This window comes from Bartonella sp. AP57NXGY (assembly GCF_042195805.1).
In the GTDB taxonomy this organism is placed as follows: Bacteria; Pseudomonadota; Alphaproteobacteria; order Rhizobiales; family Rhizobiaceae; genus Bartonella.
Genome location: NZ_JBHIOZ010000044.1, coordinates 1 through 12,630, shown reverse-complemented (window position 1 = coordinate 12,630; position 12,630 = coordinate 1). Strand labels below are relative to the sequence as shown.

13 protein-coding genes and 1 pseudogene are annotated in these 12,630 nt (G+C 42.1%); 12 read left to right on the top strand and 2 right to left on the bottom strand.

The features are described 5' to 3' along the window. Window positions 1-40 precede the first annotated feature (40 nt). Window positions 41-535: a hypothetical protein gene (locus ACFIL8_RS05775; RefSeq protein WP_375613681.1), complete on the top strand. Its 495-nt coding sequence runs from the start codon at window positions 41-43 to the stop codon at window positions 533-535. 7 nt (window positions 536-542) lie between these two features. Here the strand turns inward: ACFIL8_RS05775 and ACFIL8_RS05770 are convergent, their stop codons facing one another. After that, a complete protein-coding gene (locus ACFIL8_RS05770) occupies window positions 543-1,247 on the bottom strand; it encodes a hypothetical protein (RefSeq protein ID WP_375689115.1) in 705 nt (234 codons plus the stop codon). A gap of 59 nt (window positions 1,248-1,306) precedes the next feature. After that, window positions 1,307-1,765 carry a hypothetical protein gene (locus ACFIL8_RS05765; protein ID WP_375612487.1) on the bottom strand — a complete coding sequence of 153 codons (459 nt, stop codon included), beginning with the start codon at window positions 1,763-1,765 and terminating at the stop codon, window positions 1,307-1,309. 297 nt (window positions 1,766-2,062) lie between these two features. Here ACFIL8_RS05765 and ACFIL8_RS05760 point away from each other — a divergent pair, with 297 nt between their 5' ends. From ACFIL8_RS05760 to ACFIL8_RS05710, 11 genes and pseudogenes are all read left to right on the top strand, one after another. After that, window positions 2,063-2,377: a hypothetical protein gene (locus ACFIL8_RS05760; RefSeq protein WP_273724397.1), complete on the top strand. Its 315-nt coding sequence runs from the start codon at window positions 2,063-2,065 to the stop codon at window positions 2,375-2,377. Then, window positions 2,358-3,683, top strand: coding sequence for a PBSX family phage terminase large subunit (locus ACFIL8_RS05755; RefSeq protein ID WP_375681439.1), 1,326 nt, complete (start codon window positions 2,358-2,360; stop codon window positions 3,681-3,683). The genes ACFIL8_RS05760 and ACFIL8_RS05755 overlap by 20 nt, the downstream gene beginning before the upstream one ends. Beyond that, on the top strand, window positions 3,668-5,722 hold the full coding sequence (locus ACFIL8_RS05750; protein WP_375612490.1) for a portal protein: 2,055 nt from the start codon (window positions 3,668-3,670) through the stop codon (window positions 5,720-5,722). Before ACFIL8_RS05755 ends, ACFIL8_RS05750 begins: the two co-directional genes overlap by 16 nt. Before the next feature lie 11 nt (window positions 5,723-5,733). Continuing rightward, a complete protein-coding gene (locus ACFIL8_RS05745) occupies window positions 5,734-6,645 on the top strand; it encodes a hypothetical protein (RefSeq protein WP_375612491.1) in 912 nt (303 codons plus the stop codon). Window positions 6,646-6,741: 96 nt separating this feature from the next. Continuing rightward, a complete protein-coding gene (locus tag ACFIL8_RS05740; protein WP_375612492.1) occupies window positions 6,742-7,884 on the top strand; it encodes a N4-gp56 family major capsid protein in 1,143 nt (380 codons plus the stop codon). Between the two features lie 19 nt (window positions 7,885-7,903). Further along, complete coding sequence (locus tag ACFIL8_RS05735) at window positions 7,904-8,353, top strand: hypothetical protein (protein ID WP_375612493.1); 450 nt, start codon at window positions 7,904-7,906, stop codon at window positions 8,351-8,353. A 72-nt stretch (window positions 8,354-8,425) separates the two neighbouring features. Beyond that, on the top strand, window positions 8,426-9,124 hold the full coding sequence (locus ACFIL8_RS05730; RefSeq protein ID WP_375612494.1) for a hypothetical protein: 699 nt from the start codon (window positions 8,426-8,428) through the stop codon (window positions 9,122-9,124). Then, window positions 9,124-10,581, top strand: a complete 1,458-nt coding sequence (locus ACFIL8_RS05725) for a hypothetical protein (RefSeq protein ID WP_375612495.1) — start codon at window positions 9,124-9,126, stop codon at window positions 10,579-10,581. The genes ACFIL8_RS05730 and ACFIL8_RS05725 overlap by 1 nt, the downstream gene beginning before the upstream one ends. Window positions 10,582-10,622: 41 nt before the next feature. Continuing rightward, window positions 10,623-11,006, top strand: a complete 384-nt coding sequence (locus ACFIL8_RS05720) for a hypothetical protein (protein ID WP_375612500.1) — start codon at window positions 10,623-10,625, stop codon at window positions 11,004-11,006. Between the two features lies 1 nt (window position 11,007). Continuing rightward, on the top strand, window positions 11,008-12,063 hold the full coding sequence (locus ACFIL8_RS05715) for a tail fiber domain-containing protein (RefSeq protein ID WP_375612496.1): 1,056 nt from the start codon (window positions 11,008-11,010) through the stop codon (window positions 12,061-12,063). Beyond that, window positions 12,063-12,630 (top strand): annotated as a pseudogene (locus ACFIL8_RS05710) (hypothetical protein); the annotation flags it as partial. The gene ACFIL8_RS05715 and the pseudogene ACFIL8_RS05710, both read left to right, overlap by 1 nt.

Here is a 12,630-nt window from a genome sequence, read left to right as displayed (position 1 = left end):
GCAAAGAGAAACATGTGGGCTCCCACAGATTAGGGGATGTATGAAAAAGAAAGATGCTTACATTTCACAAGTGAAAGTACGTCAAGATCCTGTTAATCAATTGGCAATTGAAATGCGTGCTAAACGCTTCTGCTTGACCATAGAAGAGGCTAAAAATCCGCTTGCTGGTACTTATGTTGGGCGGCTTTGTTTGCAAGGTGTGCTTACTCAAGACCAGTATGATGCTGCGCAAAAATATCTTGAAGTGAAAAATGACTATTTGTGTGCAAAAGGTTTACCAAGCGCTGTTTATGACGAAATACCATCATCTTCTGATGACAAAGCAAGAGAAAAATGGGTTGAATTTGCAACAGAACAGTTTTCTAATATGCAAGAGGTGATAAAAGAAACACAACATCTCTATAGACAGTATAATCTTTATGCAGCAATACAATATATTGTTGTCGAAGACAAAACATTACCACATCTTGTGAATTCATTGCGGGTCGCTCTTAACGCGCTTCATAAATATTTTGACAGAAAAACTAAATGGTAAATGTTTGTTATAATGTTTCAAAGGCAGTTGATTGCTCTTCTGATATTTCGGCTATAAATACTGCGTGAGAAAAGCTAAATAATATATATACGAATAGCTCAAAGAATGCGATATAGAATACAATACCCATAGAGAGGTTTTCGCGAAACTGAATCCAGAGAAGCATTGTTTGTAGTAAAAATGAAACAGGTAGCGCTTGTATTCTATATTGGATTGGTGCCATACAGACTGTAAGGGGAAGAGTAAGCATTAAAATAGTTGTCCCTAACAAATAAGGGGCAAAAGAGCGGGGGAAAAACGTAGCAATGATGTACCCTGTAGAAAACATAATTATAAAGGTAACCACTGCTGTGAAATAGGAGAGTGCCATAAGGCGTAAGAATAAAAATAAGCTGCGTTTAGCAAAACGAAAGTAATAATTTATCGTTTTTTCTCCGTTTTTTTTCTTAATCGCTTTATGTTCTCTAAATCTTTCTCGTTTTTCAATTATTTCGTTCCATTTGCTTTTATCCTTTGTAAAAGCATAATCGATAGTTTCTAACGTTGGCAGTATTATTGTTAATAGTATTTTTCCTACTAAATTTAGGAACTCTTTTAGAGTTTCAAGTATGCCCCCTAGAAATAATCCAATGCCGTAAATTACTAATATAATAATATCAATTAATATTGGGATTATTAAGATAAGGATTACAATTCCTATAATAAACCACATTTTCTCCCCCTTTTTATTAATCATTAATCATAGTATTGAATTTTTAATTGATTTTTTTCTCAACCAGATTCATTCTGTTTTTCCATTATCATTATCTGTTTCTGTTGTTGCCAAAGCTTTTCGTATAATTCCTCAATTATTTTCTCTTGTTCCTTAATCGCTTTGTAGTGTCTATCGACCATCCTACTGTTTTCCTTAACTGCTTCGTTTCGTTGTATAATCGCTTTATTAATTTTTTCATTCTCATAATCAAACGCCATCTGAGAGTATTCGACTAAGCGATCATGTTCAAAATTTGCTATTATTCCTAGGTAATTTCTCCAAGCAAACAACAAAATTGCTACTACTAATAAAGAGTTTCTTGAAAATTCAAGATACCAAAGCACCCCAAGTACTATGGCTAATAAAAGAGTACCTTGAAATTCTGTATTCCGACCATTCTCTGCTTCTTCCCGCATGTCAGAGACTATAGCCCATAGGATGAGTATACCCACTATTACTATGACAATATCACGCATTGTTCTCCCCCGCTTTTTATTAGTTTCTAGTCATATAATTGATTCGTTTAGATGATACAATTGTGAGTGGTTGGTTGTTAAAGACACTAGATTTAGGTGAAAAAAATAAAAAACACACAATATCGTGATTTTTTTATTGACAGGATATGAAAAATAGTGTTTTATGGCGTTGCTGTACTAGTCGAATTGCGTCTAGAATTACGGTAAAGGTATAACCTTTCTTATAAGTTTATATGATTGTTCAGAGCCCTGCTTTTGCGGGGTTTTTTATTGTCTTGTTTACAAAAAGAAACACACATGAAAACCACTGAAAAACTTGCAAAAAGAACGCCCCCAAAGGCAGGTCAAGGGCGGGTAAAAGGTGTGCCAAATAAAACGACACGTATTTTGAAAGAAGCAGTGCTTAAGGCAGCAGAGCGCGCTGGTAAGAAATATGGTGATGATGGTTTGGTCTCTTATCTCGAAAAACAGGCAATCAAATGCCCCGCTGCTTATTTGGCATTGTTAGGGAAGATTTTGCCTCTTCAAGTGACAGGGGAAGATGGCGGGGCGATTAAGATGATAACGCGTGTGGAAATCGCGCCTTTAGTTCATGACAACACGACAGATTAATATTGTTCCAAAGCTTATACCGATTTTTACAGATAAGGCTTTGGTGCGTGCGGCTTGGGGTGGAAGAGGGTCTGGAAAGACAAGATCATTTGCCTTGATGGCTGCTTTAAAAGGCTATCAATTTGGTAGGGAAGGGATATCAGGCACTATACTTTGTGCAAGGCAGTTTCAAAATTCGCTAGCAGAAAGTTCATTAGAGGAGATTAAACGCGCCATTGAAGCGCACGACTTTTTAAAGGACTATTACAAGGTTGGGGAGTCGTCGATTAAGTCAATTGATGGTCGTATAGCCTTTCAGTTTTCTGGTCTTGACCGGAATATTGCAAGTATCAAATCTATGGGGCGTATTTTGCTTTGTTGGGTTGATGAGGCAGAGCCCGTTACAGAGACAGCTTGGCAAACGCTTATACCGACTTTGCGAGAAGAAGGAGAAGGATGGCGGGCAGAGTTATGGGTGACATGGAATCCATTACGAGAGAATGCCCCCGTTGAGAAGCGGTTTCGCTTTTCAGACAATGAAGCCATTAAGCGTGTAGAGATCAACTGGTCAGACAATCCGAAGTTTCCCAAGATCTTGAATGAAGCACGATTGGATGATCTGAGAAACCGTCCAGAGACCTATAAGCATATCTGGGAAGGGGATTATCTGAAAGCGGTTCAAGGTGCTTATTATCAAAAGGAAATGTTGGCAGCCGAGCAAGAGGGGCGGATAGGGCGTGTTGCTCGTGACCCTTTAATGCAAATACGTGCTTTTTGGGACATTGGGGGGACAGGCGCCAAGGCAGATGCCACGGCGATATGGATAGCACAGTTTGTGGGGCGAGAAATCAGAGTGCTTAATTATTACGAAGCACAGGGGCAGCCTTTATCGGAACATATCGGTTGGTTGCGTCACAATGGTTATGAGAAGGCATTGATGGTTTTGCTCCATGATGGTGCGACCAGAGACCGTGTGCACAATGTGAGTTTTGAGAGTGCTTTAAATGATGCGGGTTTTGAAACGCAAGTGATCCCTAATCAAGGGGCAGGGGCGGTTAAGATGCGTATAGAGGCGGTGCGGCGTATTTTGCCGTCTGTTTGGTTTAATGAAGAGATGACGGTAGCAGGGCGCAAAGCACTGAATTGGTATCATGAGAAATGGGATGAGAAGCGCGGCATTGGTTTGGGTGCAGAGCATGATTGGTCGAGCCATGGGGCGGATGCCTTTGGTTTAATGTGCATTGTCTATGAAGCACCCAGTGTCAAACCCAAGCAAGAGCGTTATTGCACTATGGAAAGAGAAGCGGCATCATGGATGGCATTCTAGATCAAGACTTTCAAAAAACGACAATCCTCGATGAATATGAACTCTATAAGCGTTTAAAGTCTTGGTACGCAGAAGATATTGAACATGTTAATGAATGGCGTGAACAGGCGCGTGAAGATTTTGATTTTTATAATGGTCGTCAATGGGCAGAGGAAGATCTTGCGGTTTTAAAAGAGCAACGCCGTCCTGTCATGACTTTTAACCGCATTGCACCCCTTGTGAATGCTATTGTTGGGGCGGAGCGTAATAATAAGCGCGAAGTACAGTTTCAACCACGGCAAATGGGAGCGGCAATACCCAATGAATTGCTTACTGGAGCAGCAGAATGGTTTCGTGATGAGGCGGAGGCGGAATATGCCGATTCCGATGCTTTTCAGGATATGGTTATTTGCGGTATGGGCTGGACAGATACGCGGCTTGATTATGATACAGATCCCGAAGGGATACCTGCTGTTCAACGTTTAGATCCCTTAAAAATGGTTTGGGATGCTAATGCTGTAAGACCAAATCTCATTGACGCACAGCGTATGTGGTATGTTGATCGCAAATCCGTTGAGGATGCTAAAAGTCTTTTTCCTGATGTTGCTGTTGAAGATCTTAACGCCGATTGGGCTATCGATAGTACAACCGCTTCTGAGGATTCTCATGTGTCGCTTGATGCGTATCAAGATGACTCCAATGCGACTTCTCTCTCAGATCCGTATTCTGGGAAACGCTATGTTACGCTGGTTGAATGCCGTTGGTTTGAATATGAGACCACTTACAAGGCGCCTGATCTTCAAACCGGCCAGATGCGCAACTATAGCAAACAGGAGTTTGAACAGCTTCAAAGGGTAATGCCACAATTACAAGGGGTGTGTTTTAATAAAAAAGTGGTGAGACGCGCTTTTCTGGGACGACGTCTTTTAGCAAAGCCCGATAAGCCATTAGCACCTGATGGGCAACTTGGGTGGGAGTGTATCACGGGCACGCTGGATAAGCTTAAAAACCAGTTTTACGGGATTGTTCGCCCCGCAAAAGATCCACAAAAATGGTCGAATAAATATTTTAGCCAAGTGATGTATATCCTTAATAGCCAGTCTAAGGGCGGCTTGATGGCAGAACGAGGCGCTTTCGATGATGATCGCCAAGCCATGGAAAGCTGGGCGCGAACGGATACGATTACTTGGGTTAAAAATGGCGCGCTTACAGGAGGGAAAATTCAACCAAAGCCAAGTGCACAATTTCCCAATGGATTTTTCCAGCTGTTTAATGAATCGCGTGAAGCGATAACGCATGTAACAGGGTTATCGGCTGAGTTTATCGGAACACGGGAGGTCAACCAAGCCAATGTGCTGGAAAATACACGCCGGCAATCAACGCTTAATTTGCTTGCGGGGCTGTTTGATAATCTCAAGCTTTATCGGTGTAGGCAGGGAAAGATTATCCTTTATCTTATCCAGAATTATCTCTCTGATGGGCGTCTGGTACGTATTTCTGGACAAGAGAATGCCCAATATGTGCCGTTGACGCGTGAAGCTGTTACGACGCTTGAGTATGACATTATTGTTGATGATTCACCGACAAGCCCCAATGAAAAAGAGAAAACTTTTGCGGCAATTACGCAGATGTTGCCGTTGCTTGGTGGGTTCTTAACACCGGAGATGATTCCAGATCTTTTAAAGCTTTCCCCACTACCGGCAACATTGGTAGCAAATTTAACGGCGAAAGCACAGCAGGCACAACAAGAACAACAGCAACAGCAGATGATGCAACAAAGCCAAGGGGCGCAATTAACTCCAGAGCAACAAGCAAAGATTGCTGTTTTACAGCAAGAAGCGCAAGCAAAGAGCACACTCTATCAACTTGATGCACAGCAGAAACAAGCGGCATTGCAGCAGAAAAATATCGAACTTTTCTTGAAACAAGAACAAGCGCGCATGCAGCTCGAACTTCAACAGGCAAAAAATGAGATAGCGCAGCGTGATTTAGAACGCAAAGCTTTACAGACACAGTTGGAACACTATCGAGTTTTGACAAAAAATATAATAGCACATTGAGGGGACAGAATATGGAAGAAGAGTTTACGCCAGAAGAACAAGCAATCTATGATGAACATTTTGCCAGTGATAATGCTGTTGAGTTGGTCGAGCCAGAACAAGTTGAGGAAGTTTTTGATGCAGAGGAAAGTTCTGAACAGCCAGCTGTAGAACCACTTCAAGAGCAGCCAAATTCTGATGTAATAGAATCTGATAAACTAGAGCAAGAGCGGCAAGCACGACAAAAGGCAGAACAAAGCGCCATTGAAGCGCGTGAATTGGCTATTGAACTTGCGCAAAAATATGCCGCAATGCAGGAAGAAATCACGCGCCGCCGTGAGGAAAATATTCCCTCCCTAGAAGACGACCCAAAAGCACATTTTGCATGGCTTAGTCATAAGGTACAAGAACAACAGAAATTGCTTGATGAGTTTTCTCATATGAGAGAGAGCCAAGAGCGCATGAGTCAAGAGGAATATGAACGCCAAAAGTTGGGGGATTATTTCGAGGAAGCCAAAGCGCAAGTACAAGATAAATATCCAGATTTAGACAGTATCACGGACTATCTCTATGAAAGAGCAGACAGTGTCTTACAAGCGCAAGCAAGCCTTTATCCACAATGGAAAGACCCAGAGGCACGGCAACAACAAATTGGTGCTGAATTGCGCCAAATATGCCAGCAGTGTCAGAAAGCCGGTATAAATCCAATTGAGGTGCTGGTGCAAAAAGCAAAAGCTTTTGGCTATAGTGGCGCGCCCGTTAAGGACGAAGTAGGAGCTCTTCAAGAGCGTTCTCAAGCAGCGCGGACGCTTACAGCGCGCGGCGGACAAGTTCCAACAGGCGGTATGGATGTGAGAACGCTCTTTTCCATGCCAGAAGCCGAATTTGCTGTATGGGTTGAGAAAAATCCCGAAAAATTTGAACAAATTATGAGCAGAGCGTGAGATGTGCGTGGTGACGCAACAGAGAGAACCAAGTGATTGTTATCGTTTGGGGGTGCCGCAAGGCGAGTTTTAAAACCAAGAAAGGCATTGATTGAAATGGCAGTAACACAGGTAAATCTTAATGACCCATTAGCCGTTGGCGTTTGGGCTAAGATGCTAAACACAGAAACTTCAAAAGCGTTGCCCATTGCACCGCTGATGGGAAAAGGAAAAAACAGCATTATTCAAGTATTGGATATGCTAGGAAAATCCGCTGGTGACTCTGTGACGAGCGGATTAAGAGTCCAACTTATGGGGGATGGCGTTAGCGAGGGACAAACGCTGGAAGGCAATGAAGAAGCACTCCAATTTATGAATGAAACGGTGCGTATTAACGAGCTTTCTCATGCTGTACGCGTAAAATATGAAGGCACCATTGATCAACAACGTGTTTTATTTAATTTACGAACAGAAGCAAAAGATGGGCTTGTTGATTGGTATGCAGATCGCTTAAGTTTGATGTTCTTCATTCAGGCAGCAGGTTATACAGCACCATGGATTCACTTCGAGGGACGCACCATAACCCTTAAACCCGTACACTATGGTTTTAATGCTCCATTAGAGCCAAGCAAATTGCGTATTATTCGTGCCAATAAGAAAAAGACTGATGAAGAACTTACAAAAGACGATGTTTTTACATTAGATCTTATAGATCAGGCTGTTGAACGCGCAAAACTTGCTAATCCACGTTTGCGTCCGGTTCGTGTTGATGGAAAATCGGCATATGTGATGTATCTCCACCCAACACAGGTAACTCAATTGCGTACCAATACAAAGAGCGGGCAATGGTTAGACATTACCAAGGCAGCTTATGATGGCTCTGGAGCTAAGAACCCAATTTTTGATGGCTCTCTGGGGATGTATAATGGAGTTATCTTACGTGAAGCTGAACATGTCCCCAATGGTATCAATTCAAAGACACAAGAGCCTGTTCCCTCTGTTCGTCGTGCTGTGTTGCTTGGTGCGCAAAGTGTTATCATGGCTTATGGGCGCGTTGGCAATGGAGCAACAGGAGGCGATGGGAAAGGGGGAACACGCTATAAACTTGTTGAAGAACTGTTTGATTATCAACGTGAATTTGGGGTTGCAGCTAAAACCATTATCGGCATGAAAAAGTCACGCTATACCTTGCCGCATTCTGATCAAGGGGGACAAGACTTTGGTACGATTGTTATCCCTTCTTTTGCCGAAGCAAGCTAATTATTAAAGGATGACAATTATGGCAGAAAAATCGCTAATTACACAGGAACCTGTTGAGACCGTTGAGACTGTTGAAACCGTTGGCATAATAGATGAGGGATTGCCACCTGTTTTGCAAGGACGCAACAACTCTACGCAGCAGGTTAGTTTTTTACGGGCGCGTATTAAATGTACAGATCAAGGGTTGATAACAAAAATTGGCGTTCTACCCCGAGGGGCTTTTATAAAAAGTATTACAGCTTATACCATGGAGGATTTTGAAGATGTAACAGCTACATTTGGAAAAGAGCCTCATGGTAATGATTATGGAGATGTAGGGCTTCGGCAATCTACCGATGGCAATCTGTACCTCCCTATGGAGGAACGAGATGTTCCATTAGAAGCTGAAAGTACGATTTACATGACACGAGACAAGAAAAGCACCAAAGGTGATGCTGAGGTGATTGTTGAGTTTTACACTAATCGTTAAAGGCAAGGGGGCGTTTATTGCTTGCGTCCCCCTCCTATACAAGATGCCCCAATACATTTGGAAGAGGCTGATATGACAATAATAGTACAGACAGGTGGTCCGATTGGAGACAAACAGACCATTGCTCCTTGGGATAAAAATTTTATCCAGATGTTAAACGATATTCAGGATGAAATAGATGATCAAACAGATGAGTATGTTGATCAAGTGCAAAGGGCGATATTTTCGGCTATTCGCTTTTGTGAACGATTGCCTTTTTATTTCAATGAAAGCCGCGAAGTTGTTTTTACCACTCTAAAGGGCAAAAGCCGTTATGGCGCAGAGGAAAATCCAGTTATTCCGGCTGCTGTTCGCATTGTTGATGCTTACGTTTATGAAGATAATCACAGCAAAGCAAAGCTTTTGCAGGTAGATCCTCTTGTTATTGAGAATCTTGAGGATGATTGTAGCCATGGCATGCCTACACGCTATGCTTATTTTGAACAAAAGCTTGTCTTGTATCCAACACCAGAGCGCGTTTATTCTATCAGGCTTATTCTTGACCCTGTAAGAATAAAAGATATTGAGAGTGCACAAGAAGCGTCCATATGGTTTTTAGAAGCCTATGAACTGATCAAAACGCGTGCAAAATATGAAATTTATACCAATATTATTAAAGAACCACAGATGGCAGCGGCAGCTTTTGCCATGTTTCAAGAGCAACTCGATGCGCTTCAAATTGAAACATCACGGCGCAAGAATTTGTTAAAAATTCAACACACGGATTTCTGATGACCTTTATTCCTATTGCTGAGTATAGACCAGATGTTGCATTTATTAATAGTGGTTATTCTAGTGAGATCGTGAACGTTTTACCTGCACCAAATTCGTATATTCCGTTTCCCATTGTGGCGCCGGTCTCAGATCCTTTTCCGGATGTGATTTTGGGGGTCTATGCGGTGCGCTCATTGGGTGGTGTGCGCATCATTGTGGGGGCACCAACAAAACTTTATGAATATGACAACAGCACGCGCGGCTGGAAAGACATTAGCAAACCTCACACACAATATCACGCCAATGAGACTGCACTTTGGTCTTTTGCCTCCTTTGGTGATCATATCATTGCTGTTAATAGCAATGACCCACCACAAATGCTTTCGTTAAAAACGGATGAAAGGTTTTGTGATTTGAGTGGTAATCCCCCGCGTGCTGGACTTGTGCGTGTGTGGGGTGATTTTGTTTGCCTGATGCAATTAACAGATAAGCCAAACCGTGTTCAGTGGTCCGGTTTGAATGATGCGACACATTGGACGGTTGGGGAGAAAAGTTGCGATTATCAAGATTTTCCCGATGGAGAATATGTTCAAGGGTCTACGGAATCAACAAATCCACTTATTTTCATGCGCTCCGCCATTTATCATGCAACCTTTGTACCAGGCTCTAAAATTATATTCAGTTTTGCAAAAATAAAAGACAAAATAGGGGCGAAAAGCAGCACAGCAATTGCAAGCCGTGGAGACTGTACTTTCTTTGTCTCTGATGATGGTTTTTATCAAATCAACAGTGCTGGTGAAATGCTCCCTATAGGCTTTGGTAAAGTCGATAAAACCATCTTCACACTTTACAATAATTTTGCCATTGATGAGATGAGAGCATGTATTGATCCGGTCTATTCTCGTGTTTATTTTTCTATCAATGATAACACTGAAGGGATGCATATTTATGTTTATGATTGGCTTTTGCAAATATGGAGTGTCATTAATGGGCAAAACCTTCTCTTATTTCCCCTTTTTGCAGCCGGTTATACATTAGAAGGCTTAGACGAAGTACAAGAGAGCTTGAAAGATTTACCAGCTTCTCTTGATAGTAAGATGTGGCAAAATGGTGCGCCTGTTTTGGGAGCCTTTACGCCAGACAACACATTTGGTTTTTTTGCGGGTCCTCCAATGGAAGCAGTTATTGCTTCACAAATTGTGGGGGATACGGGCAGGCAAATCAACCTGATGAGTGAGGCTTTTGTTCAAGCGGATACAACAAAAGGTTTTTTAAGTGTTGGGGCGGCTTTTATCATTGATAACAAGAACCAATTAAATTGGGCTAAAGAGCGTTATGCCGGCTATAATATTGGGATGTATAATATCCGCTCACGGGCGCGTTATCACGCTTTGCGTCTGAGAATACCAGAAGGCACGCCATGGACACATATAACAGGCTTTGATGTAACGCTCAAACCCGCGGGCATAAGATGAGTTTTAAGATCTATAATACAGAAAAATGGAGCGCTGAACAAATGGCGCCCTATTTTGACAATGTCATAAAATCGATAGCTTATTTTAATCAAAAATTCCCTGATGATTATAATACAGAGACCATTTTAAACGATATTTTGAAGGGAGAAAAAGTTCTTTGGATTATCGTTGATGCGCATGAAAACTTTATGGCGCATGTCACAACACAGTTACAAGAACTCGTCACTGGAGCATTAAGGGCGGTTGTTGTCACGCTTGGTGGAAAGGGAGGAGCACCCTTAACAAAGCTTATCACTCAGATTGAGGCCTATTACAAGAAAAAAGGGGCAAAAGAGCTTGTCATCATAGGCAGGCGAGGGTGGGAAAAATCTCTTAAAACGCATGGATATCTCGTTAATCTTTTAGAATATAGAAAGCAGCTTTAACATGGGAAAAAGTTCTAAACCAATCCAGAATACCCAAAACACGACGCAAACAAATGAACCCCCTGCATGGGCAAAAGGTATTTTTGAACATGCCGCTAAGGATGCCATGACTTTTTATAACCAAGGCAGCGGAAAAGCCGTTTATGACGGGCAGCGTGTTGCGGGTTTAAGTGATCAAACAAAGAATGCGATTAATGGGCTTAGCAATAATACGCATAACTATGATAACAACACTTTAAATGGAATAGCGACAGGGCAAAATGCAACAAGCCAAAACTTAAAGAACATGGCTTCAGGGCAACAAATAGGCAATAACCCTTACTTTGATGAAGCGCTTCAAAACACATTAAATAAGGCAACAAATTCTATTAATAGTTCATTGGCAGGTGCTGGGCGTTATGGTTCTGGGGCGCATACTGGGGTTTTGGCTGATGAATTGGGGGGCATAGCAACACAAGCTTTATCACAGCAATATAACCAAGATGTCAACAACATGATGAATGCCAATGGTCTCATTGACCAAGCAAACCAAAATCAGTTGGCGGGCGCCAATAACTTCTTTCAAGGTCAAGGTCAGGCAAATCTTAATGCGTTGACGGGAGGGAGTGTACTTGATGCCAATCATCAACGGCAATTAGATGAAGAGCGGCAAAAATGGGAGCAGCAGAACAATCTTGATTGGGACCAGTTAAGTAAGTTGCTTGCAGCTGGTGGGGCTGTTGCTGGAAATTATGGAACGCGAACAGGACAAATGACGACATTGACTCCACAGCCAAAACCTAATCCGTGGGAGATTGTTGGAAATGTTGGAACTATCCTTGGTACTTTTGCTGGGCTTAGTGATATCAGAGCAAAAGAAAACATCAGAGAAGCTGGGCAGAGAAATGGCTATAAACTCTATGAATACAACTACAAGGGGCACCCAGAGCGCTATCGCGGGGTGATGGCACAGGATGTTTTGAAGTCAAAGCCAGAAGCTGTTTTCTTGCATAAGGCGACAGGTTTTTTGCATGTGGATTATAGCAAGCTTGGTTTTGAGATGGAAAGGGTGCAGTGATGTTTTGGCGAGAAGAATTAAATGCATTAGAGCGTGAAAAAGCTTATAGAAAGCGTAAAGCGTTGGAACTTGCTGCTTTTAGCACAAACTCTTTTGATGTGAGCAATGGGGATAATACTCCACAAAAATTGAGTCCTACAGAGCTTATTCGTGGTTCTCAAGCAGGGACAGAACAAGCTGGGAAAAAAACGCCAGCAGAATTGATTATGTCTACAGATGATTTAAAGCGCCAAATGCCTCCATTGCCGGATGTTTCAAAGGATACTGTTAAGGTACAAGAGGCGCCAGAGCAACAAAAGTATGACTTCTCAGATCAGGGAGGTGTTGCATCAATGATTCCTCAATCTCCACTCGTTGCGAACATTGATCAGTCTAATGGGGATGAAGCTGGGCGACAGCAAAAAGATGTGATGGATTATATTGCTCAACTTAATGAGAAATCTATAGCGGAAAACTCTTTGAAAAACGATTCTGGAAATGATGAGGAAAAGCTTTTTGATGCACCTATAGGAGAAGAAAAACATTTGAATGCACACTTACCAGAAGAGGAGCATTTAAAAGCAAGTG

Coding starts and splice junctions, on each gene's coding strand:
- ACFIL8_RS05775 (WP_375613681.1), top strand. CDS start 41: ATGAAAAAGAAAGATGCTTACATTTCACAAGTGAAAGTACGTCAAGAT.
- ACFIL8_RS05770 (WP_375689115.1), bottom strand. CDS start 1,247: ATGTGGTTTATTATAGGAATTGTAATCCTTATCTTAATAATCCCAATA.
- ACFIL8_RS05765 (WP_375612487.1), bottom strand. CDS start 1,765: ATGCGTGATATTGTCATAGTAATAGTGGGTATACTCATCCTATGGGCT.
- ACFIL8_RS05760 (WP_273724397.1), top strand. CDS start 2,063: ATGAAAACCACTGAAAAACTTGCAAAAAGAACGCCCCCAAAGGCAGGT.
- ACFIL8_RS05755 (WP_375681439.1), top strand. CDS start 2,358: ATGACAACACGACAGATTAATATTGTTCCAAAGCTTATACCGATTTTT.
- ACFIL8_RS05750 (WP_375612490.1), top strand. CDS start 3,668: ATGGATGGCATTCTAGATCAAGACTTTCAAAAAACGACAATCCTCGAT.
- ACFIL8_RS05745 (WP_375612491.1), top strand. CDS start 5,734: ATGGAAGAAGAGTTTACGCCAGAAGAACAAGCAATCTATGATGAACAT.
- ACFIL8_RS05740 (WP_375612492.1), top strand. CDS start 6,742: ATGGCAGTAACACAGGTAAATCTTAATGACCCATTAGCCGTTGGCGTT.
- ACFIL8_RS05735 (WP_375612493.1), top strand. CDS start 7,904: ATGGCAGAAAAATCGCTAATTACACAGGAACCTGTTGAGACCGTTGAG.
- ACFIL8_RS05730 (WP_375612494.1), top strand. CDS start 8,426: ATGACAATAATAGTACAGACAGGTGGTCCGATTGGAGACAAACAGACC.
- ACFIL8_RS05725 (WP_375612495.1), top strand. CDS start 9,124: ATGACCTTTATTCCTATTGCTGAGTATAGACCAGATGTTGCATTTATT.
- ACFIL8_RS05720 (WP_375612500.1), top strand. CDS start 10,623: ATGGCGCCCTATTTTGACAATGTCATAAAATCGATAGCTTATTTTAAT.
- ACFIL8_RS05715 (WP_375612496.1), top strand. CDS start 11,008: ATGGGAAAAAGTTCTAAACCAATCCAGAATACCCAAAACACGACGCAA.